17 protein-coding genes are annotated in these 21,552 nt (G+C 55.7%); 10 read left to right on the top strand and 7 right to left on the bottom strand.

The genetic code is table 11. The features are described from left to right. Nucleotides 1-299: 299 nt before the first annotated feature. Entirely contained in the window at nucleotides 300-1,517 is a 1,218-nt protein-coding gene (locus ACEN2R_RS13890; protein WP_442043202.1) for a DUF3644 domain-containing protein, read from the bottom strand. A gap of 300 nt (nucleotides 1,518-1,817) precedes the next feature. Between ACEN2R_RS13890 and hsdR (ACEN2R_RS13885) the strand changes: the two genes are divergently transcribed. From hsdR (ACEN2R_RS13885) to ACEN2R_RS13860, 6 genes are read left to right on the top strand one after another with little or no spacing between them, the layout of a single operon-like run. Continuing rightward, a complete protein-coding gene (hsdR, locus tag ACEN2R_RS13885; RefSeq protein ID WP_442043200.1) occupies nucleotides 1,818-4,259 on the top strand; it encodes an EcoAI/FtnUII family type I restriction enzme subunit R in 2,442 nt (813 codons plus the stop codon). Beyond that, the gene (locus tag ACEN2R_RS13880) at nucleotides 4,256-4,990 is read left to right on the top strand and encodes a hypothetical protein (RefSeq protein ID WP_442043198.1); all 735 of its coding nucleotides are present in this window, start codon (nucleotides 4,256-4,258) and stop codon (nucleotides 4,988-4,990) included. The genes hsdR (ACEN2R_RS13885) and ACEN2R_RS13880 overlap by 4 nt, the downstream gene beginning before the upstream one ends. A 3-nt stretch (nucleotides 4,991-4,993) precedes the next feature. Next, complete coding sequence (locus ACEN2R_RS13875) at nucleotides 4,994-6,442, top strand: N-6 DNA methylase (RefSeq protein WP_442043196.1); 1,449 nt, start codon at nucleotides 4,994-4,996, stop codon at nucleotides 6,440-6,442. After that, nucleotides 6,439-8,223: a restriction endonuclease subunit S gene (locus ACEN2R_RS13870; protein ID WP_442043194.1), complete on the top strand. Its 1,785-nt coding sequence runs from the start codon at nucleotides 6,439-6,441 to the stop codon at nucleotides 8,221-8,223. Before ACEN2R_RS13875 ends, ACEN2R_RS13870 begins: the two co-directional genes overlap by 4 nt. After that, the gene (locus ACEN2R_RS13865; RefSeq protein WP_442043192.1) at nucleotides 8,220-8,915 is read left to right on the top strand and encodes a hypothetical protein; all 696 of its coding nucleotides are present in this window, start codon (nucleotides 8,220-8,222) and stop codon (nucleotides 8,913-8,915) included. Before ACEN2R_RS13870 ends, ACEN2R_RS13865 begins: the two co-directional genes overlap by 4 nt. Next, complete coding sequence (locus ACEN2R_RS13860) at nucleotides 8,902-9,765, top strand: hypothetical protein (RefSeq protein WP_442043190.1); 864 nt, start codon at nucleotides 8,902-8,904, stop codon at nucleotides 9,763-9,765. The genes ACEN2R_RS13865 and ACEN2R_RS13860 overlap by 14 nt, the downstream gene beginning before the upstream one ends. Nucleotides 9,766-9,846: 81 nt before the next feature. Here ACEN2R_RS13860 and ACEN2R_RS13855 read toward each other — a convergent pair whose 3' ends face one another. The 6 genes from ACEN2R_RS13855 to ACEN2R_RS13830 all read right to left on the bottom strand — a co-directional run bounded on the left by ACEN2R_RS13855 (nucleotide 9,847) and on the right by ACEN2R_RS13830 (nucleotide 15,921). After that, nucleotides 9,847-10,200, bottom strand: a complete 354-nt coding sequence (locus ACEN2R_RS13855) for an HGGxSTG domain-containing protein (RefSeq protein WP_442043188.1) — start codon at nucleotides 10,198-10,200, stop codon at nucleotides 9,847-9,849. Between the two features lie 306 nt (nucleotides 10,201-10,506). Next, nucleotides 10,507-12,009: a DUF3987 domain-containing protein gene (locus tag ACEN2R_RS13850; protein WP_442043186.1), complete on the bottom strand. Its 1,503-nt coding sequence runs from the start codon at nucleotides 12,007-12,009 to the stop codon at nucleotides 10,507-10,509. Then, nucleotides 12,006-12,782: a DUF7146 domain-containing protein gene (locus ACEN2R_RS13845; protein ID WP_442043184.1), complete on the bottom strand. Its 777-nt coding sequence runs from the start codon at nucleotides 12,780-12,782 to the stop codon at nucleotides 12,006-12,008. Before ACEN2R_RS13845 ends, ACEN2R_RS13850 begins: the two co-directional genes overlap by 4 nt. Nucleotides 12,783-12,896: 114 nt before the next feature. Next, the gene (locus ACEN2R_RS13840; RefSeq protein ID WP_442043182.1) at nucleotides 12,897-13,277 is read right to left on the bottom strand and encodes a hypothetical protein; all 381 of its coding nucleotides are present in this window, start codon (nucleotides 13,275-13,277) and stop codon (nucleotides 12,897-12,899) included. Between the two features lie 560 nt (nucleotides 13,278-13,837). Continuing rightward, the gene (locus ACEN2R_RS13835; protein ID WP_442043180.1) at nucleotides 13,838-14,716 is read right to left on the bottom strand and encodes a hypothetical protein; all 879 of its coding nucleotides are present in this window, start codon (nucleotides 14,714-14,716) and stop codon (nucleotides 13,838-13,840) included. Next, nucleotides 14,713-15,921 carry a tyrosine-type recombinase/integrase gene (locus tag ACEN2R_RS13830; RefSeq protein WP_442043178.1) on the bottom strand — a complete coding sequence of 403 codons (1,209 nt, stop codon included), beginning with the start codon at nucleotides 15,919-15,921 and terminating at the stop codon, nucleotides 14,713-14,715. The genes ACEN2R_RS13835 and ACEN2R_RS13830 overlap by 4 nt, the downstream gene beginning before the upstream one ends. Nucleotides 15,922-16,232: 311 nt before the next feature. Here ACEN2R_RS13830 and ACEN2R_RS13825 point away from each other — a divergent pair, with 311 nt between their 5' ends. The 4 genes from ACEN2R_RS13825 to ACEN2R_RS13810 form a co-directional block, all read left to right on the top strand. Then, nucleotides 16,233-17,102, top strand: coding sequence for an N-6 DNA methylase (locus tag ACEN2R_RS13825; protein ID WP_442043176.1), 870 nt, complete (start codon nucleotides 16,233-16,235; stop codon nucleotides 17,100-17,102). Then, nucleotides 17,099-18,286 (top strand): restriction endonuclease subunit S, encoded by a 1,188-nt coding sequence (locus tag ACEN2R_RS13820; protein ID WP_442043174.1) that lies wholly within the window; start codon nucleotides 17,099-17,101, stop codon nucleotides 18,284-18,286. The genes ACEN2R_RS13825 and ACEN2R_RS13820 overlap by 4 nt, the downstream gene beginning before the upstream one ends. Before the next feature lie 15 nt (nucleotides 18,287-18,301). Next, nucleotides 18,302-20,647, top strand: coding sequence for an EcoAI/FtnUII family type I restriction enzme subunit R (hsdR, locus tag ACEN2R_RS13815; RefSeq protein WP_442043172.1), 2,346 nt, complete (start codon nucleotides 18,302-18,304; stop codon nucleotides 20,645-20,647). A 221-nt stretch (nucleotides 20,648-20,868) separates the two neighbouring features. Next, nucleotides 20,869-21,552 (top strand): hypothetical protein (locus tag ACEN2R_RS13810; protein WP_442043170.1); only part of this gene is annotated, 684 nt, incomplete at its 3' end.

Here is a 21,552-nt window from a genome sequence, read left to right as displayed (position 1 = left end):
GGACAAAACCTACAAAACCTACAAAACTCCCCGCTCCCTGTTCCGTGTTAAGCAAGTGGCCAATACCTGACTGGGTGGTCGATGAGATCGAACGCACGCGCGGCGACATCGACTATGGTCTGCTGATGCCTTGGCGCTGCCCGACGGGACAGATCCTGGATTGATGACATCGGGCCCGCCGGGTATGGCCGGGCCTTAGCTTACGGCAAGTAGCCGGAGCCCCGTGCAGGGTTCTGGCCAAAAGGCATGATTTTAGCGCAATTCCTCGGGGGAGGTCATCAGAGTCGCCTGACCCAGTGTCATCGAAATTTGTCGCCTTCAGCCTCGCAGTGAACAAGCACCTGATCCAACCAGCGGTCAAACCAGACCCAGTTGCCGTAGTCGCCGACGCAGCCGTAGCCGTAGCCTTTGCCGTCCTTCTGCGCATCCAGGCTCTTCCAGAGCCGGATATGGTCGTGCATGCGAAACCTCGGGAAACCGGCGGCCTGAACCCTCTCGACCACGCGGCCCGGGGGGTAGCGTTCCTTGTTCACCTCTTTGAAGATTATCTTCTCGACCTCATCAGCCATCGCACTGCCTGCTGGTATGATTTGCACGGCGGTATCGGCTGCTCCTGGCTTTTTCGCAGCCATGGGGAAAAAGCCGTAGGTCATCCGGTAGGCTGGATCCTTGATCTGATCGGCGTTGAGCTCATGTTCGAACGTATCGATCGCTGATGCTATATGCTTGGGTAGGTCCGACGCCATCTTGAGGGCCATTCGTTGCTCAGGCCCGAAAGAGACAAACTGGAGGGCCAGTGGCAGCCGTTTTTCAAGGCCATACTGAGCCCCGAACTCCCTTTTCAGCAGTTCATTGAAGTTCAGCGCACAGGCTTGCAACTTTGCGCCCAAGGCATCGTCAATCCTGTTCGTTGACCGGTGTTCAATTTCATGTCGAATTTCGATCAGGAAGTGCAGGTTCGTCACAGCGCCACCCTTAACCGGGCATTTGTCATGCTTGAGGCATTGGCCGAGCTCCCAGAACTTATCGGCCCCTTCTTTCGTTTTTTGGCCTGGGTAGCGATAGTCCATACCTTCGCGTCGAAGCCATGCATGAAGCAGGTATGTCCATGCGATAATTGCCGTAACGATGAACAGTTCAGCCCGGAACGTCAGGCCCGCCGAATTGAACGTTTGGACAGCGGCAATCATGGCCTCGCGTGCCTTGATCAGAAGTTCGTCACCACGAAGGCTGAGACCAGTCTCGTGATCAATATCGGGCCACATCGAGACAAAGGCATCAAGGTCGTCATCGCTTGCGGCCTTGATTGTCCTGTGTTTGGCCTCGGATCGGATTTCGCTTATGAGACGATGATTGATCGACCGGGTGGGGCGTGTGAAATAGGCAAGAATGTCTTGATCATTTGTGAAAAGACCGCCCCGATTTATCATGGCCTTCGCGATCCCGACTTCCCAATGTTCGAGTGTATTGCCTCGACGCCGCTTGGTCCCCTTGGGCCTGATTTCATTTTTGGACATGCTGCACCTCCAAGAGGTTGGCTATCAGGTGCAGACGAAAGCACAAAGAAGATGCTTCCGCAGATTCCAAAAAGGCGGCAGAGGCAGGTTCTATCCATCGTGAGATGCGCGTCAATTACATGACGCTGTCACTATTGTGGGAAGGGAATCCCTAAGGTTGCGCCTCAACCACGAGCAGCGCACAAAATGCGCCGCTGTTTGGCGTTGCCCCGCGCCGTGAAACCCGTTTAAGCTTGTAAAACAAAACATTTATCCGATTTGCCGCTCTTACGGTGCATCGCGCAGCCGGGACATGACTGCATGGACAAGCGATCGCTCAGTGAGCGCGACATTTGCACCAAGTTTATCACGCCTGCACTTCGCGGTGCCGGGTGGGACGAAATAAACCAAATCCGGGAAGAGGTCAGCTTTACGAAGGGCAGGATCATTGTCCGCGGAAAGTTGGTGAGCCGGGGTAAGGGCAAACGTGCCGATTACATCCTCTCCGTAAAGCCAAACATTCCGATTGCTCTAATTGAAGCAAAGGAAAACACCCAAGCGATCGGAGCTGGGCTTCAGCAGGGTTTGGGGTATGCTGAAACACTTGAAATCCCGTTTGTGTTTTCCTCGAACGGCGACGGTTTTGTTTTTCACGACCGAACTGGCATGAGCCCAACGCCGGAAGTCACCCTGACGCTGGACCAGTTTCCGTCGCCTGCCGACCTCTGGGCGCGGTATTGTGCCTGGAAGGGCCTTTCTGATGCCGCATCGGTTGTGGCGCTTCAGGATTACTTTGACGACGGCAGTGGTAAGACGCCGCGCTACTATCAGGTCAATGCCGTCAATTCTGCCATTGAGGCAATTGCCAAAGGTCAGGACCGGGTCCTTCTGGTTATGGCGACGGGCACTGGTAAGACCTATACTGCGTTCCAGATCATCTGGCGGCTTTGGAAGGCAGGCCAGAAGAAGCGCATCCTGTTTCTGGCGGATCGCAATGTGCTGATCGATCAGACCATGGTGAACGACTTCCGGCCCTTTGCGGGCAATATGGCAAAGCTGTCGACCCAATCGAAAACTATTGAGCGCGCCGACGGCACGTCGACCGACGTGAGGCTGGCCTTGGACAAGCGCCGCAGGATCGATACCTCCTATGAAATCTATCTGGGGCTTTATCAGGCCATCACCGGCCCGGACGAAAGTCAAAAGCTGTACAAGGAGTTCTCACGGGATTTCTTCGATCTGATCGTGATTGACGAATGCCACCGGGGCAGTGCTGCGGACGATTCCGCTTGGCGGGAAATCCTCGACCATTTCACAACAGCGACCCAGATCGGTCTAACCGCCACGCCAAAAGAAACCGAATATGCCTCCAACATCGATTACTTCGGTGCGCCGGTTTACAGCTATTCTCTAAAGCAGGGCATTCGCGACGGCTTCCTTGCGCCCTATAAGGTCATCAAGGTCCATATCGACCGCGATGTGCAGGGCTATCGTCCGGTGCAGGGCCAGCTGGACCGCGACGGCGAAGAAGTCGATGACCGCATCTACAACACCAAAGATTTCGACCGCACACTGGTGCTGGATGATCGCACCAGGCTGGTGGCCCGAAAGGTGTCGGAGTTCCTGAAACAAAGCGGCGACCGGATGGCCAAGACCATCATCTTCTGCGTCGATCAGGAGCACGCCGCCCGCATGCGTCAGGCTCTGATCAATGAAAACGCTGATCTGGTGGCCCAAAACCATCGCTACGTCATGCGCATTACCGGCAATGACAAGGATGGCATCGATCAACTGGGCAACTTCATCGACCCCGAAGCGGCCTATCCGGTCATCGTGACGACCTCCCGGCTTCTGTCCACCGGCGTCGATGCGCAAACCTGCCGCCTGATTGTCCTCGACCGGGATGTAGGGTCCATGACCGAGTTCAAGCAGATCATCGGCCGGGGCACCCGTGTGCATGAGGATACACAGAAGCTTTTCTTCACTGTGATGGATTTCCGTGGCGCGACCAGCCATTTTGCCGACCCGGAGTTCGACGGCGAACCGGTCCAGATTTACCAGCCGGGCCCTGATGATCCGATCACGCCGCCAGATGATGCGCCCCAGACCGGTGAAGATGGCGAGCCGTTGCCGCCAGAACCGGGTGGCGAGGAAACCGTGCTGATTGATCCCGTGGACCCGTTTAGCGGCAGCCCGAACCGTAAGGTCTATGTTGACGGCGTGGGTGCGCTGATCGTCGCAGAGCGGATCGAATATCTTGACGAAAACGGCAAACTGGTCACGGAATCCCTGCGCGATTATACTCGGAAGGCCCTGCAAAAGCAGTTCGCCAGCCTTGATGATTTTCTCAAACGCTGGAATGGAGATGGGCGCAGGCAGGCGGTGTTGGAGGAACTGGAAGCCGAAGGTCTGCCGCTTGACCTGATTGCGGTGGAGCTTGGCAAGGATCTCGACCCTTTTGATCTGATCTGCCACATCGCCTTTGATGCCAAGCCTCTTACCCGGCATGAGCGGGCTGAAAGCGTGAAAAAACGCGATGTGTTCACCAAGTATGGCCCCCAGGCAAAGGCCGTGCTGGAAGCCTTGCTTGAAAAATATGCCGACGAAGGTGTTATGAACCTCGGCGATCTTGGCGTCCTGAAGATCGCGCCATTCAGCGGCATGGGAAGTGTGGTTGAACTCGTCCGCGCTTTCGGGGGAAAACCTGGGTTCGAACAGGCCGTCCACGATCTGCAATCTGCCATCTACGAAGAAAGCGCATGACCAAACCCCCATCGTCACGGCAACTTCGGCTTCCAGTCAAATATGTGGACGGTGTATGGGAATCCGCATACGGCGGAGTCATTCCGGTCAGTCCTGACGCGAAGGCCGCGTTGATTTTAGACAGGAGCTCAATTTCCGACCCGCTGTTTCTTGAGCGGATGGAAACGAAAAATCGGTACAAAGTTCTTGAGCAGGGAACGGAACTTCGCGTGATGCTCTCGATCAAAGAGAAGTCAAAAATTGAAAAGCCGTTTGCCGATCATTTGATCAATGGCAATGACATGCGTAGCAAACTTTCGCCGCTGTGTTTCGATGGTTGGAGCCCTGTGTTTCTGCATTTAGTCAGGGTAACGCTTGGCAAGCCCCATTACGCGCAAATGCGCACATATGATGAAGAATATGGTGGACTTTGGCTGATGACGCACGGCCCCCAAGCAATAGGTTTGCAGTCGACCTCGATTTGTCTGCCCGAACCGTTCTCGGACTCTCCAGTTCAAAGCCTCAATCATGCCTATACAAAACTGTCCGAAACGTACGAACCTTGGCGTCTCTCCCATACAGGTAACATTTACACCCGCGTCCTATATCAAGAGAAGAATGAGCGTTGGTATCCGCTCGATCTTCTGCGCAACGAAGCGTTGGACAAGGTTGATGAGGAAATCGCACACACCCTTTGGGATGATTTCATGAAGAAATCGTCACCTGCACCCCAAGAAAAGAAGAAGTCATAACCTATGTCCGTCCGCACCCTCGTCAAATCCATCCAAGACATCATGCGCAAAGACACCGGCGTTGATGGCGATGCCCAGCGCATCAGCCAGTTGTGCTGGATGTTCTTCCTGAAGATCATCGACGATCAGGATCAGGAACTTGAACTTACCAAGGATAATTACACCTCCCCGATCCCAGCCAACCTTCAATGGCGCGCCTGGGCGGCGGACCCCGAAGGGATCACGGGCGACACGCTGCTGGATTTCGTCAACAATACCCTGTTCACCGAACTCAAGACCCTGCCGACCAATGCAGGCCCCCGCGCCAAGGTCGTCCGCGATGTGTTCGAGGATGCCTATAACTACATGAAATCCGGCCAGCTGATGCGGCAGATGATCAACAAGATCAACGAGGTCGATTTCAACAACCTGACCGAACGCCAGCACTTCGGCGACATTTACGAGCAAATCCTGAACGACCTGCAAAACGCGGGCAATGCGGGCGAATATTACACACCGCGCGCCGTCACCGCCTTCATGGTCCAGCAGATCGACCCCAAGCCGGGTGAGATCCTGTTCGACCCGGCCTGCGGCACCGGCGGTTTCCTGACCTGCGCCATGCGCCACATGCGCGACAACTACGTTAAGCGTCCTGAACAGGAGGCCCAGATGCAGGGCGCCCTGCGTGCCGTGGAAAAGAAACCGCTGCCCCACATGCTCTGCGTCACCAACATGCTGCTGAACGGCGTTGAAGAACCCGACTTCGTGCGCCACGACAACACGCTGGCCCGGCCGCTGGTCAGCTGGACCCGCGATGAGCGTGTCGACATCGTCCTGACCAACCCGCCCTTCGGCGGCAAGGAAGAGGACGGGATCGAATCCAACTTCCCCACATTCCGCACCCGTGAAACCGCCGATCTGTTCCTTGCCCTGATTATCCGCCTGCTGAAACCCGGTGGCCGCGCCGCCGTGGTGCTGCCCGACGGCTCGCTGTTCGGCGAGGGGGTCAAGACCCGTCTCAAGGAACACCTGATGGAGGAATGCAACCTGCACACCATCGTGCGGCTGCCGAACTCGGTCTTCAAACCCTATGCCTCCATCGGCACCAACCTGCTGTTCTTTGAAAAGGGCCAGCCCACGCAGGACATCTGGTATTGGGAACACAAGGTGCCCGAAACGCAAAAGGCCTATTCAATGACGCGGCCGATCCGGCTGGATCATCTGGACGATTGCGCCGCATGGTGGGGCGGTGCCGCGCGCGAGGGGCGGGTCGAAGGCCCGCAGGCGTGGAAGGTCTCGGCGGAAGAGATCAAGGCGCGCGGCTATAACCTTGACGTCAAGAACCCCCATACGGTGGCCGAGGATCACGGCGACCCCGAAACCCTGCTGGCCGATCTGACAACGGCGGAGGCCGAGACTGCCGCCCTGCGCGATCAGTTGAAGGCTATCCTGACCGAGGCGCTGGCCCGATGAAGGACGCCACGTTTTCCTCTGCCCGCCTGCTGGCGCTTTACGACCGCATCTCTGACGCCGAAGACGCCATCCCCCGCCTGCGCCGCTTCGTACTGGACCTCGCCGTGCGGGGTAAGCTGGTGGAGCAAGATGCGGGCGATGAACCGGCGGCGGAGTTGCTGAAGCGGATTGTGCAGGAAAAGGCGCGGCTGGTGAAGTCGGGTGAGATCAGAAAGCCAAAAGCTAAGCCGCTTGATATTTCAGAATCGGAATTTCCTTTCTCGATGCCGGAAGGATGGCATTTAGCGGCACTGGATACGCTATCACCACGCTCTTTAGTTGATGGAGATTGGATTGAGACTAAGGATCAGGCTGAAAACGGTGGCGTTCGACTAATCCAGCTTGCTGACGTTGGGGTTGGCGCGTTCTTAGACAAATCAAATAGGTTCTTGACCGAGGAAACCGAAGTCAGGCTGAATTGCACACGACTAGAAGTCGGCGATGTTTTGATTGCGCGACTGCCAAACCCCATTGGAAGGGCCTGCGTTTTTCTGGGCATCGGTCAACCAGCAATAACCGTTGTTGACGTTGCTATTCTGCGTCCAGACAGGAACGCTTCTGCTGATTTCATTGTGCTGGCGATGAACGCCCCAACTACTCGCGCCCAAATTGAGGCTTACGGGAAAGGAGCGACGCGATTTCGCGTATCAACTGGCCATCTAAAAACAGTTCTGATCCCCCTCCCACCCCTCGCCGAGCAGCAGCGGATCGTGGCCAAGGTCGATGAACTCATGGCGTTGTGTGACAGGTTGCAGGCGGCGCGGGCGGGGAGAGAGGCGGTGCGGGATCGGCTGACCGCCGCCAGCCTTGCCCGGCTGACCGCCCCCGAGGCGGACGCGGAAACCATCCCCGCTCCCTCCTTCCAAACAAATGCCCGCTTTGCCCTGCAATCCCTCACCACCCTCACCACCCGCCCCGACCAAATCAAAACCCTCCGCCAAACCATCTTGGACCTCGCTGTTCGCGGGAAGCTTGTGGCGCAGGACCCGACCGACGAACCGGCGGCGGAGTTGATGAGGCGGATTGAGGAGAGCCCAAAGAAAGCGATGCGCGGGAAGGAGAGTTCTTCCGGCGAAGCAGCAGTCAAATCGCCGCACGATCTGCCGGAACAGTGGGTGTGGACTACGTTCGGAGAATTGCCCGTTGAGGCTCGCGTCGGCCTTGATCGAGGAAAAGCGCAGCAAGGACCTGAGCTCGCGTTCGCCTACTTTAAGATGAATAACATTGCCAACGATGGTGGCATGGATCTGTCGAGTCTTGCCCGCATTGACGCGAGTGAAGATGAGGCCAAGTGCTTCCGCCTGGAGAATGGCGATTTTCTGTTCAATACGCGAAACAGCCGGGAACTTGTAGGGAAGACCTGCATCTTTAGACTGACAGACTCCGAAATTTTCCTCTTTAACAACAATATACTTCGAGCAAAATTCCATCCCGACGTCTGCCCTGATTTTGTGGATATTTGGTTTCGAAGCCCCATTGGTAGAGATCTGATCGAAGGACTGAAATCAAACACGACGAACGTATGCGCCATTTATCAGGGCAAGTTGCTTTCCTACCCGTGTCCCCTCCCGCCCTTCGCCGAACAACACCGCATCGTGGCCAAGGTCGATGCGCTGATGGCCCTCTGCGATCAGCTGGAAGCCAGCCTCACCACCACCGCCACCACCCGCCGCAAACTCCTCAACGCCCTCCTGTACGAGGCGCTGGAGCCATCTGCTGAGGAATTGGAGGTGGCGCAATGACCCGTCCTCCTCGCCCGCTTCCGGCGGGGTCGCTAGAACCTGAAAAGATCGCCTATTGGTATTTTCGCCTCAATGGTTTTCTTCAAATTGAAAACTTTGTCGTCCATCCAGAGCGCCGCGGTGCGCAACGCACTGATGCCGATCTCTTAGCCGTACGATTTCCTTACCGTGCCGAGCGTCTGTTTGATGACCCGCAAGACATAATGCACGACGATGAGGCCCGGCTGTCCCTCTCTGCAGACCAGATTGATGTCGTCATCGCCGAAGTGAAGACAAACCAACCCTGCACGCTAAATGGCCCTTGGACGCTCGAAGATCACCAAAACGTGCACCGGGTCTTGGCCGCGATCGGTTGCCTGCCACCCGGCCATATTGAAAAAGCAGCATCGGATATCTACAAATCGGGCATTCACATTAGTGAAATGGGGCTTCGTGTGCGTCTGGTCGCAGTCGGATCTAGCCGAAATGATGATCTCGGTGCGACTTATCCTGAGGTGACGCAGCTTGTCTGGTCCGAAATGCTCGCTTTCATCTGGGATCGATTTCACACTTTTCGCCATCAGAAGACGCAAGTCGAGCAATGGGATGCGCAAGGGCGCCTGCTCAAGAAAATAGCTGATAGGTCGCGAGACGGCCAAGAGTTTGCAGCCACTGCGCTGACCCGAATGGGGGTGCGAGTTGCAAATACGTGAGCGCTGGGCGGCAAGGGGCGATATCGGATTTGAAGTTCTGGATCGGGTGCAAGGAAGCCTGACCGTCGGGATGATCATGACCCCGCGCGATATTCTGATGACCTGTCGGCGCGAGGAAAGTGCAGCGACCGTGATGGCCCGGAATGTGGACAGCTTCAGCTTTATCCCAGTGGTGGATGACAGGGGCCGATACCTTGGGCTTCACAACGCTGAGCAGTGGTTTGGGCGCACTGCACCGGATGCGCTGATTAAAGAAGACTTTGAGCCATTCTCGGAGGACATGGTGATCGGCGCAGACGCCAGCATCTTCGACTTTGTCAAAACGGCCGATGGTCGCCCAACCCGACTGGTTGTTTCAGGCCATCAGGTCGCCGGTCTGATCAGCCTGTCAGACTTGCAGCAACTGCCGGTCCGGGCCGCGCTGTTCACGTTGATGACCAGCTTGGAAATCGTGATGGCGCGGCGCATCGAGATTGAATGGGACGGTGAATCAGAGCAGTGGATGGGATTGATCAGCCAGGATCGACAGCGGCCGCTCCGTAAAGCGATCGCACGGGCGAAAGAAGGCGACGGATATGTGAACGACATCGTGTTCACCCAACTTTGCGATAAGGCGACAATCATCTTGAAGGGCAAGTTGTTGACGGGAAGCCGCCGACAGCTGGAGGCGAAGTTCAAGCGCATCGAAGGCTTGCGCGACGACATCGCTCACGCAAATTACTATGCAGAAACGCCGAAAGCTGCATGCAAGGTCTGTGCTACGGTCAGGATGATCTTTGAGATAAAAACAGATCTATTGCGCGGAATAAATGAACAGGACCCGCGCAATTTGGCCGGAGAGGCAGTTTGATAGGGCAGTGCGCTGGCCCTCTCCATGGGGCTTGCGGAAAGTATATTCGGGCGATTGCGGCCTTTTTACTATAATTTTTCATCAATTCGCAGCCTGCTGATAGTGCACCTTTGCCCAACGCAACTTCTGCGCTTCAGAGATCCTTTGCCGTCCTTCCGGCGTTTTTGGCCCGGTACTCGCTCCCCCATGGAACTTGCACCGTCGCTTGCCTGGAACGACAGGATTGCGGCAAGAGAATAGCTGTTTTGTAGCGGCATCGCATCGAGGTCGTTCTTTTGGTGGGAGAGGATGGCCTTCGATCGAGAGGCCGCGTTCAAAAAAACGACGACATTCGCCGACGTCGCACTCGAAACAAGCATGCCCGCATGATTGGTGGGGGCGCTTGAAATAGGGGCATTCGCGGCGATATGGGTTGAAAATTTCTTTGTCCTGCATGCTGGTGCCTCGTGTTTCTGTTTGTGTCATCGACGATTTTCAATGTGAACAATTGTTAACTCAAGATAAGACTCCATGAAGATTCGAGGGTAATTCAAAAAGCTGTATTCAGTTTCATTCAGGAAAATGTGCCTTCAGAAGATGCAAAGGACCCTTGGCGGCAGTGGTAATTGTCAAATGCTGTAGGTCACGCGCCTTTGCGATTTCTTCCGTTACGCGGTGCAACATTTGCTACAGTCGCTTCAAATTTCTGAAGCTTCTATCGTGCCCTCTTCTGACAAAACTGACAGCCCGACCTTCTGAAATTCATATCCGTTGCCCGTGGAGGGCTGGGTTTACAATGAAAAGCCGTTTTGGCCTTCCGCCTTGCGGCTTCACAGTCGGCTCAACCGAGCGAATGCAATCACCATCTTCCAGCAGTACCAACACCGGGTCGAGTTCGGCCTTGGTACCCAGCCCCGAGCGGTCAAGTTTCATGACTTCCCGTGAACTGAAGCGGTGCCATCCCTGTTTGCGAATGATTTCCGTCAGTCGTCGCGCCGCGCGTTCGACCTTGGTTGTTCCGGCATCATTATATGCCCGCCGCGCCATCGGTAAAAAATAGACTTCCACCAAACGCGCAGCGCGCCCAAAGTGCTGGACAGAGATCAATTGCGGTTGTTCATCTCCTTCCGCCGCCCAGTCTAGCAAGGCAAGCACCAGCGCCAGCCGTGCCGTTAGTCCGGGCAGCTTTCCAAGGAAGGATAACATTAGCCCATCGGCCTCACCCTCCCAGCCCCTCACCTTCTGCCGAAAGTCATCCATCAGGTCGCGCGCGTCTTCGCTGAAGTGAATAAAGAACGGGCGAATTACATCGTGTTCATCGGTCACAAGGTCAAGCGTCAGTAGCTTTGCCAAAACCCCTTCCATCATCGCTTCATCTGCCCACACCTGCGGACGGCGAAGGGGCGATGGGTTCGGCCAGATTGGCAGGAAGCGTGCAAGAAGCCCGTCATCATCGCTTTTGAATAGAAGCGTTTTAAGCCGCTCAGGTTGAATGCCGCCCAGCACTCCGATTGAAAGTCGGTCGATCGTTAGCGGTTCGCGGCCCATCCGCTCCACTGTGAAGCTCCGCCCCCCGAAAGCTTCGAGCCAGAACGGGCGGTCGGTTCCACCGCCCGCATAGCGTTGCATCCCTTCAAGCCATCCTGCCAATTCATCGCGCATTTGCAGCGTGCCGCGGGGTTGCTGCGCCAGAATAGCGCCTAGCCGCTCGATTGTACCATCATTGACCACCAGTCGGGGGACATGTGGAGCAGGTCCAATATCACAGCCCTTGGGCTTGGCGGGGGGTGTCTGGTCCGCCTTAATTGCCACCCTCGTGGCTTCTTTCCAGATTTGCTCCATTAGCCGAGCAACCTCCGCCTTTTCTGACCATTCGGCCAGCTCCTTTTTTGCGGCTTCACGCAGGGGGCGTTCGGCCTTGCGTAGCGGTTGAATTGCCGCGTCAATCGCTGGGCTTTTTCCCGCACTGGGCAGGCCGATGCACATAGTCCAAATGACGGGCGGTTCAGTCCATCCTTGCCAAACAAGCGCCCAGCGCGTGTTCCCAATGGTCGCGCCGGCCGCCGCCAGCATTGCCGCAAAAACATAATCAGGGGGCGCGCCCTTGGATTCCGCCGCCTGTTCCACCCATTGCGCCAAGCGCGGCCCCAGCACATCTCGCAGCGGCAGTGTCGGCGCTGGGGGCAGTTCGGTGCGCAATAGGCGCAGGTCAGGTTCCGGCCATGATGGTGCGAATGGTATTTCTTTCATGGATTGCGCGTTCATGCCGCTGCCCTTTCCGTCAAAATGTCGTTGAAGTCGCGCCCGGTTCCGGGGTCGAGTATGCCAACTTGCCAGCCCAAGCCGTGCGCTCGTTCGGCCAGAGCGTTCGCAGCCGCGCGGCCCGGTTCATCGCCATCGGGGGCAATGGTCAGCCGCTCCGGTCGATGAGGAAGGCGCAGCCCGCGAAGGCCCGAGGTCGAAAGTGCGGCCCAGACCGTTGCAGGCCCATCCAGAAGCCCGCAGGCCAGAGACAAGCCGGTTTCTATGCCCTCCGCCACCACCAGTCGCGAATGTCCGTCAGACAGCCGCACAGCGCCGCCCTGCGTGCCGCCCAGCATAAGCTTGTCGCCACCGTCTAACCCAGCTTTGCCCGAGCCATCGGGTCGCAGAAAAGTGCGGTGCACCGCAGGAAGCCTTGCACCTTGCACTGCCGCCACTATTGCAGGCTGGCGCCGAGCGGTCGGGCCGTGCCACGCTTCGGCGTGAAAACGTAGCGTCGCGGGCAGGGGGCAGGTGATACCTCGAACGTCACGCAGATAGATTTCGGCCAGCGTGCCGGCGATGGGCTGGGCTTCACGCCAAAGTCGCTTTGCCTGATCCGCCTTGCGCTGGGTTTGCATCTGTTGATCAGCATCGTGTTGCGCAAGTTCTGCCGAGTCCGGGACACGATAGTCACCGGCGCGCAGGCCCGCCGCCGCTAGAATGTCAATGAAGGCGCATTCTGAGCGCTTGCAGTGCGCCAGAAGGCGCCCGCTGCGCCCATCAGATAGCGTCAAGGCATTCTGCCGCTTGGCCCTTTCCGGCTGACAGCAGGGGCAAGGTGCAACCCCATAGGTTCGATACCACTTCCCGCCTAGGTCTTGGGTCAATTCCTGCGCGTCAGTCATGGGTCAATGTCCCTTTTGTACGGTATACAGATCGCGCAGCCATTTCACTTGCTTCGGGGTCAACGGATTCCCGTTTGTCAGAAGGTGCGATACGTTGTTCACAAATTCCCTGTGACGGAGCGTCAGCCGTGTGAACGCGTGAAGACGCAACCAGTGCGCCAACGCCAGAAGGTCCGCGCCGTCGTCGGGAGTGTTGGGCTTCGGATGCGCCTCGCGCGGGGGTTCGGTCAGGCGCGCCGCCAAGTCGTGAAGGTCCAGCCCTGCCTGATCGAGTGTTCGCCGGATTGCAGCCACGGTCGCCACCACTTCACCGGGGGAGTCAGATTCTAGCCTCGACAGAAGCCGTCCCAGACGTGCGCCCAATTCGGGGGAAAGGTTAGCCATTGCCCACTCCTCCTGCCACACTCAGCATCTTTCCAACTTTTACAGGATGACAGTTGCACTTCCCGCTCCAGGGTGCTGCGTGATCTCCCCGCGTGGAATTGCGCTGCCAAATATTGGCAACTTTTGGTGCAGGCATAACTGACAAACCAGTCGCGCCTACCTCGAAGAACGTATGGCAAAATAGTGGGAACTGCTTGTTGTGCTGGGCTGCAGTTGGTATAATTGACAGGCTTGCCGCATTCGCATGGCTGAGCATATCGACCCCGGACGCGCCCGCCAGCGCGCCGGGGTTTCTCTTTCTATCCATCTATTATGTGGCCAGATCGCGCAATTCGCGAAGACGAACGTCAATATCCACTTCAGGCCAATATAGCTTACCGCCCAACTTCACCGGCTGGGGAAGTCGACCGGCCGCTAGGTCGAGGTAGATGGCTGAACGTGAACGTCCGCCCAGCTTGGCGCGGAGTTCCGTGAACGTAAGGTACTGCATAGCTTGTCTATCCTTTTATGTATTGGATAGACCAAAGCTGACAGGCCTTGCCTGCCCTGAAAATTGTGAATTAAAAATCGAAATTAAAACACAATGCGCGAGCCTGCGCCCATTTGTCTCGCCCAGTTTGTTCGCTTTGCATCGTTTCCACGTGTAGGGCCGCTATCTCTGACCATGTTGCTCCCGCCTCCCGCGCGTCGAGTGAACGCAGATATTGAAGCCATTTCGTAGTATGACGACGGGTTTGAATTAGCTTGCCATGAATTTTTTTCTGCTGTGATCGAAGCACTTCACGTACTTTTTTCATTTGTGGCTCAAGGGGTTGATCCAGATCGAATTTTATAGCCACTTGATGCTGTTCAAGAGGCATTTCAAAAAAGTTGATTGGAGAAAGATTCGTAAAACTTCCCTGTTCTTGTGTGTATGACGGTCGCGTTGAAGGGAGCTGACTCTCCAATTGCTCGCAGACTATTTCAATGACCTCCTGCTTCGAGATGCTTTCATTGAGGTCCTGCTCGGGAATGCTTTCACTGAGGTCCCGCACGTTGCCGTTGATAACGTTTCCTGTCCGATAACTCTTCCACGGCTTAAGGATGCCCGCTGGCTGACAACCAATTCGTGGGTTTGGGATCGAAACATAATCAAAATGCTTTCGGCTGTTTACAACGCTTACCGTGAACCCGGGCTCTGAAGGTTTGCCGCCGAAACAATTAATAAGAATTGTGGGATCATTGAGAAGCCGCTGATTGGACTGGTATTCAGCTTCTGCATGGTCATCAAAACATTTCCGCAGATCTTCGCGGCGTCTGAAAAACTCCCAGCGCCAACGATCCAGTGTCCAACCGCTCGTTTCACCGTATGCTTCTTCGTCGCGCCAGTCGGGGACGCCCCACTCGTTCAGTGCAACCGGGGTTTTGTCAGTTTTGTCGGTTTTGTCCCTTGCCATCATCCCGCCTCCGCCAGCTTAACCACTTTCCCAGTTCCGCCCGTCACATGGTCGGCCCAACGTTCGGCCAACTCGCGCCGTTGTTCTATCCAATCCGTGCGCCGGTAGGCCCGCACCACGCCACTGTCGGTCATATGTGCCAGCATGGCTTCGGCCACTTCGTGCGGGGCGGCGGTCGCTTCGGCCAGCCATGTACGCAGGCTTGTGCGGAAGCCATGCGGGCGGGCTTCCATGCCGCGCCGTTCCATCATCCGTGAAAGTGTCATGTCGCTAATCACGCCGCCGCGTGTGTTTGGAAACAAAAAGCCGTTGCGCGCGTGCGGGCGTGCTAGGTCGATAATGCGCTGGGCTTCGCGTGAAAGTGGCACGCGGTAATCTTCCGTTGCACCTTTGCGGCCCTTCATCGCGTCGCCCGGAACGGTCCACACGTCGCCTTCGATCTGTTCCAGCCGCAAGGTGCGCAAAGGCGTTGATCGAACGCAGGTCAATATCAGAAGCCGCAACGCAAGATGCGTCAACGTCGGTTCTTCAAGACTGCAATAAAAGTCCGGCACATCGGCCCAATCCATCGCCGGAATGTTCTTTGGCTTGTGCCGTGTTTTCCCCAAAAGCGCCTTGGCCTTTTCGGTAGCTTGCATATCAACATCCAAGCCCAGCGCCGCCGCGTGTCGCAGCACGATTGAAAGCCTGTTCATCGCCTTTCGTGCCGTGTCGGCCTTCGTGTGCCAGATCGGGGCCAGCGTGTCGCGAATATCGCGCTGGTCCAGTTCGGTCACCGGCACACGGCCCAGCTTGGGCAGAACGTGAAGGGTCAAGGGGGATAACCACCGGCCCGCCGTGCCATCGCCCTTTAGTTCCGCCTTGCGGGCTTCGAAAGCGTCAGCGGTTAAAATGGCCAGCGATATATCTTCACGCCGTGCCGCGCGTTCTTCGGCTTCGCGTTCCTTTACGGGGTCACGGCCAGCCGCTGCGACATTGCGCCAGCGTTCCGCTACATTGCGCGCTTCTGCCAGTGACAGCGTTGGAAAACCGCCCAAGCCCATTTCACGCCGCCGCCCGTGAACGGTCACACGCAAGACCCATTGCGCGCCGCCATCGTCGCGCTTCACCAGCCATAGCCCGGCCCCGTCGCAATGTTTCCCCACGGGCGCGGTTTTCAGGAAAATCGCCGTCAGTCTGTTTTTTGCCCGCATTTTTGTATCCCCCATAATATCCACCTTAAGCTATTGGATAGGACCGAGCAGGACAAGGCACTTAAGGACAGTTGCGGCTATATTTTTAAGGTGGATGCACTCATGGAAGAGCAATTAAAAACATTTGTAAACAATGGGTTGGTTCCGTGTGGGGGCACCACTTTACCGTCCAAATTTATCCGATGACATCCAAATACCCCTGCATTATAAGGGCTTTGTGATCTCCTGTTGTCCAACGCCGTGTAATGGCGTTTTGCAAGATACCCCCGGATTGGGGGTGTTTGCGGGGGTGTCGGGTTTGTTCCGGAAAGGTGATACCCCCAGCGATGCCATTGTCAGATATTCAGGTGCGAAACCTAAAGCCGCGCGAGAAAGCCTATAAGGTTTCTGATTTCGAGGGGTTGTTCGTGCTGGTTAAGCCGAATGGCTCGAAGCTTTGGCAGTTCAAATACCGCATGGATGGCAAAGAACGGCTGCTCTCGATAGGCGTGTATCCCGATGTTGGTTTGGCTCAGGCACGCAAGGCCGCCCCCAATATCCGACGCACGAATACGCTGACCGAAAACGTGATGGATATTCAGGAAAAGGACCGTCACGACGTGATCCTTGCCAATCCGCCCTTCGGGTCTGGTGAGCGTGCAGAGGTGCAGCAGAACTTTCCAATCAAATCGGGCGAGATGGGCTATCTGTTTATCCAGCACTTTATCCGCAAGCTAAAGGCTGGCGGGCGCGCCGCTGTGGTGATCAAGAACACGTTTCTAAGCAATGGCGACGCCGCCGCCTTGCGCCGCGAGTTGTTAGAGACCTGCGATCTGCACACCGTGCTGGATTGCCCCGCAAAGGTGTTCCAAGGGGCAGGGGTGAAAACCGTCGTGCTGTTCTTTGAAAAAGGGCGCAAGACGCATAAAACGTGGTTCTACGCGCTGAACCCTGAACGGTCCTTGGGCAAGGGGTCGCCCCTGCGCGATGATGAACTGGCCGAATTTGTGGCACTGCAAAAGACGCGGGCCGACAGCCCCAAAAGCTGGACAGTGCAGCGCAGCGATATTGATGCGACCACGGTTGATATGTCCGTCAAGAACCCCTTTGCGCCCGAGGAAGCGGCCTTGCGCTCCCCTGCGGACATTATCGAAGACATGCTGGCGCGGGACGCAGAGACCGCAACAATCTTGGAAGAGATCAGGGGGATGCTGTGAAGGCGGGCTGGGAGGTCAAGATGCTTGGGGAGGTTTGTGCCATTCAAAACGGCGGCACCCCGAAATCGAACATTGCGGACTATTGGGGCGACGAAGTGCCTTGGCTAACCCCCAAGGACATGGGGCAACAAGAAACGGCCTATGTTGCTGATACGCCAAGAATGATAACGAAAATTGGGCTGTCCAAGTGTTCCGCCAAACTAATACCTGTCGGTTCAGTCATAATGTCCACTCGTGCACCGATTGGGCATCTATCAATCAACACCGTTCCAATGGCGTTCAATCAGGGCTGCAGAGGCTTAACCCCGAGCGATAAGCTTGATCTGAAATATCTGTTCTACTTCTTGACAGGTAATGTTGAACATCTCCAAGAACTAGGAACTGGTGCAACTTTCAAAGAACTTTCTGCGGGTTCTTTGAAAGGCTATGAAATCCCAATCCCTCCCCTCAAAGAGCAAAAGCGGATTGTGGCGGTTTTGGATGCGGCGTTTGAGGGGCTAACCCGCGCCAAAGAAAACGCCGAAGCCAACCTCCAAAACGCGCGGGAGTTGTTCGAGGCAACTCTTGATAAATGGTTAGTCCAAGATGCGCAGCAGTGGCCAAAATATGAACTGTCATCACTAGGCAAACTAACGACAGGAGGGACGCCCAAATCTGGAGAAGCTGATCAATACGGTAACGCTCTACCGTTTATCAAACCAGGGCATTTCCGGACTGATGGTTCGTTAGACTACGATGATGTGGGCTTAAGCGATGCAGGATTGGCTGGTGCTCGCATAATCCCTGAGAACTCTGCTGTGATGGTTTGCATCGGCGCGACCATTGGCAAGTCAGGCTACAATGATCGGCCCATCGCGACTAACCAGCAGATCAACGCCTTAACGCCGAATGATGGGCTGCATCATTACTTTGCATATCTCCACTTCATAACACCTACTTTCCAAAAACAAGTCATTGCAAATTCGGGGCAAGCTACCCTTCCGATCATCAATAAATCCAAATGGGGAAAGCTGAAGATCGGCGTGCCGTCTGATTTGAACGTGCAACAATCCATTGTGGATAGAATGACCGAGAATAGGGCGAAAGTTGATCTGGCAGCGCAAGATTACCGCACTAAACTCACCGACATCGCCGACCTGCATCAATCCCTCCTGCAAAAGGCCTTTGCGGGCGAACTGACTTGAGGCTACCCTCAACCCATGATTGACCAAGCCCCCCTTGCGAATGAGACCGAGGCAGATACCCGGGCCATGCGGATCGACCCTGATCTTGCCGCCAATGGCTGGGAGGGGACCGCCAAGATTGAAGGCGCGCGGGTGCACCGCGAAGAAATGCTCTGGCCCGGTCGGATCATGTCAGGGGGCCAGACGAACGCCCCCAAGCCCGCTGATTACGTGCTGCGCATGAATGGCCATGTCATGGCCGTGATGGAGGCCAAGCGCGCCGGTCTGGCCTTTACCGAAGGACGTGGCCAGTCGCTTGACTATGCCATCCGCATCGACGCGCGCTTTGCCTATTGCACCAATGGTCTGCGCTACTGGGAAATCGACCGCCACACTGGGGCCGAACAAGAGGTGGGTGCGGTGCCGTCGCCTGCGGACCTATGGGCGCGGTGTTACCCCACTGGCAACGCATGGCGCGACCGTTTCGGGCAGGTGCCGTTTGAAACCGACGGCGGCAAGTGGCAACCGCGTTACTATCAGGCGGGCGCAGTCAATGCCGTGCTAGAGGCGATGGCAGAAGGTGAACGGCGCATCCTGCTGACACTGGCGACAGGGACGGGCAAAACCTCCATCGCGTTCCAGATCGCGTGGAAGCTGTTCCAGTCACGCTGGAACCTGTCAGGAGAGCCGACGCGCCGCCCGCGTATCCTGTTCCTTGCAGATCGCAATATTCTGGCTGATCAGGCCTATAACTCGTTTTCGGCCTTTGCGCCCGACGCCTTGTCGCGCATCAACCCCAAAGAGATTAGCAAAAAAGGCAAGATGCCCCGCAACGCCAATGTGTTCTTTACGATCTTTCAGACGTTTATGACCGAGAACAAGAACGGCGAAGAGGATTTCAACTTTCGGGATTACGAACCTGACTTTTTCGATTTCATCATCATTGATGAATGTCACAGGGGCGGGGCCAAGGACGAAAGCACCTGGCGCAAGATTTTGGAATATTTCGAACCCGCTGTGCAGCTTGGTCTGACTGCTACGCCAAAGCGAAAGGTGAACGCTGACACATATTCCTACTTCGGCGAACCGGTTTACACCTATGCCCTGCGTGACGGCATCGACGACGGTTTCTTGACCCCGTTCAAAGTGCGCCAAATGGCCAGCACGATTGATACCTACGTCTATGATCCTGATGATGAAGTGGTAGGGGGCGAGATTGACCCTGACCACGTTTACACCGAAGCCGAGATCAATTCGAAAATCGTGATCCCCGAACGCGAACAAAGCCGGATTCACGAGTTCATGGATCAGATCAACCCGCGCCAGAAGACGCTTGTTTTCTGTGCCACCCAAAACCACGCCGCTGCGGTGCGCGACTATATCAACCAGATCAAAGACATCGACGATCCCCACTACTGCGAACGCGTCACCGCCAACGATGGTGCGCTGGGCGAACAGCACTTGCGCGAGTTCCAAGACAACGAACGCAGTATTCCAACGATCCTGACGACCTCTCAAAAGCTGTCTACGGGCGTCGATGCTCGCAACGTGCGCAATATCGTATTGATGCGCCCTGTGAAGTCGATGATTGAGTTCAAGCAGATCGTCGGGCGTGGCACGCGCACGTTTGAAGGCAAAGACTTCTTCACAGTATTTGATTTTGTTAAGGCGTATGAGCATTTCAATGACCCTGAGTGGGATGGTGAGCCGCTGCCACCTGATGATCCCAAGCCGCCAAAAACGACCTCTAACCCTACTGGTGTAGGCACGGGCGAACCGCCAGAGCCTAGTCCGGAACCCGAAGCAAAGATCGTGGTGAAGTTGGCAGACGGCAAAGAACGCCAGATCAAGTATATCGCAACGACCACGTATTTTTCGCATGATGGAAAGATGATCTCGGGTGCAGAGTTCATGCAGCAGCTGTTTGGCGATCTGAGTGACTTGGTAAAGGACGAGGAACATTTGCGCGCGATTTGGAGCAACCCCGAAACTCGCGTACAGTTTTTCAAAGTGCTTGCGGATCGTGGATATGACAACGACCGTCTAGAAGACATGAAACTTTTGATTGATGCGCCCAATAGCGACGTTTTTGACGTGCTGGCCTACGTGAAATTCACTTTGGCTCCGGTGGCACGGTCTCAGCGAGCCAATGCCGCGCGAGATGTTGGACTGTCAGGCATCGAAGGAGAGATGCGCTCATTTCTTGAGGCGGTGCTAGCAGCTTATGAGATCCATGGTGTTGATGAACTTGCTTTATCGAAGATAACTGATTTCTTACGTGTGAGATATGGTGGGACCAATGGTGCCAAGAATGCACTTGGCGCTATCTCTGGAATTAAGCGCGCTTTCATGGATATTCAAACCCACATCTATGCAAATTAGTATCTACAAAGTACCCTTAGATCTGCGGTTTGGGGAGGCTTTGAGAGGAAAGACGAACCCTGCTACAGCCGACGCTCAGGCAGGCAGTACTTTGCGCAGTCCGATTTCGCTTGACAGCCTGTGGCTAATCCAACAGCTCTCGGGAGAAAGCCTGTCACACCGCTCACTTATAAAGTGTGTTCTTGGATATTTCATCAGACTGCAAATCCGGAGTGTGTGTCATGCCGATAGTTTTATCTGAACGTCTGTCGGCTGAGTGTTGTCTGAATGAATGGTCGATCGAATCGGGTAAGCGAGAACAACTCGTCACCGTGTTGGCATACCTTTACGTGCAGCAAGAGCAGAACGCCGAACGCGTCATAAAGGAGCTTGAAACCAGGGCGCGTTCCTCAACAGACAGAGTCTTGCCGAACGCGATTCAAAAGCTCACTGCTCCAAAAAAGGCTGACCTCGAATTGTCGCGGGATGGCGATTTGAATGAGCAAAAAAAGGCGGGTGACCGAATTAAGGTATCGATCTATCACAGGGACGGACATCTCTTTCAAAATGTATCATGGGTAGCTGCTCGATTAGCTAATCCAGCGAGCATACTTGCACCTCCACATGTCCGGCAGGCTGATAAGGGATTTGACGGTTTTATAATCGAATTTGATGAGGCACAGAAGCGTGTGTTGAAGGTTGTTCTGTGTGAGGACAAGGCGTCAGAGAATCCACGTACTTTGATAACTAGGAGCGTCTGGAAAGAGATTGGTTCGATACAAGAAGGTGAACGTGAAGATGAGGCATTTTCGTCTCTCACCACGCTTCTAAAGACTATCCCAAACCTTTTGCGTATTCCGGAGGATCCGGCCATCCATTCCGACAACATCCGGCCACCTGTTCCGGGGTATCCGGCCACCTGTGAC

Origin of the sequence: Pseudogemmobacter sp. W21_MBD1_M6 (genome assembly GCF_052119585.1) — a bacterium.
Lineage (GTDB): Bacteria > Pseudomonadota > Alphaproteobacteria > Rhodobacterales > Rhodobacteraceae > JBGQOJ01.
This window is presented reverse-complemented; position numbering and strand designations above follow the sequence as displayed.

What these genes read in the sequence shown, in the direction of transcription:
- ACEN2R_RS13830 (WP_442043178.1), bottom strand. Translation starts at nt 15,921, where the DNA reads ATGGGGGATACAAAAATGCGGGCAAAAAACAGACTGACGGCGATTTTC.
- ACEN2R_RS13880 (WP_442043198.1), top strand. Translation starts at nt 4,256, where the DNA reads ATGACCAAACCCCCATCGTCACGGCAACTTCGGCTTCCAGTCAAATAT.
- ACEN2R_RS13870 (WP_442043194.1), top strand. Translation starts at nt 6,439, where the DNA reads ATGAAGGACGCCACGTTTTCCTCTGCCCGCCTGCTGGCGCTTTACGAC.
- ACEN2R_RS13875 (WP_442043196.1), top strand. Translation starts at nt 4,994, where the DNA reads ATGTCCGTCCGCACCCTCGTCAAATCCATCCAAGACATCATGCGCAAA.
- hsdR (WP_442043172.1), top strand. Translation starts at nt 18,302, where the DNA reads ATGATTGACCAAGCCCCCCTTGCGAATGAGACCGAGGCAGATACCCGG.
- ACEN2R_RS13835 (WP_442043180.1), bottom strand. Translation starts at nt 14,716, where the DNA reads ATGATGGCAAGGGACAAAACCGACAAAACTGACAAAACCCCGGTTGCA.
- ACEN2R_RS13840 (WP_442043182.1), bottom strand. Translation starts at nt 13,277, where the DNA reads ATGGCTAACCTTTCCCCCGAATTGGGCGCACGTCTGGGACGGCTTCTG.
- ACEN2R_RS13855 (WP_442043188.1), bottom strand. Translation starts at nt 10,200, where the DNA reads ATGCAGGACAAAGAAATTTTCAACCCATATCGCCGCGAATGCCCCTAT.
- ACEN2R_RS13865 (WP_442043192.1), top strand. Translation starts at nt 8,220, where the DNA reads ATGACCCGTCCTCCTCGCCCGCTTCCGGCGGGGTCGCTAGAACCTGAA.
- hsdR (WP_442043200.1), top strand. Translation starts at nt 1,818, where the DNA reads ATGGACAAGCGATCGCTCAGTGAGCGCGACATTTGCACCAAGTTTATC.
- ACEN2R_RS13890 (WP_442043202.1), bottom strand. Translation starts at nt 1,517, where the DNA reads ATGTCCAAAAATGAAATCAGGCCCAAGGGGACCAAGCGGCGTCGAGGC.
- ACEN2R_RS13850 (WP_442043186.1), bottom strand. Translation starts at nt 12,009, where the DNA reads ATGAACGCGCAATCCATGAAAGAAATACCATTCGCACCATCATGGCCG.
- ACEN2R_RS13825 (WP_442043176.1), top strand. Translation starts at nt 16,233, where the DNA reads ATGCCATTGTCAGATATTCAGGTGCGAAACCTAAAGCCGCGCGAGAAA.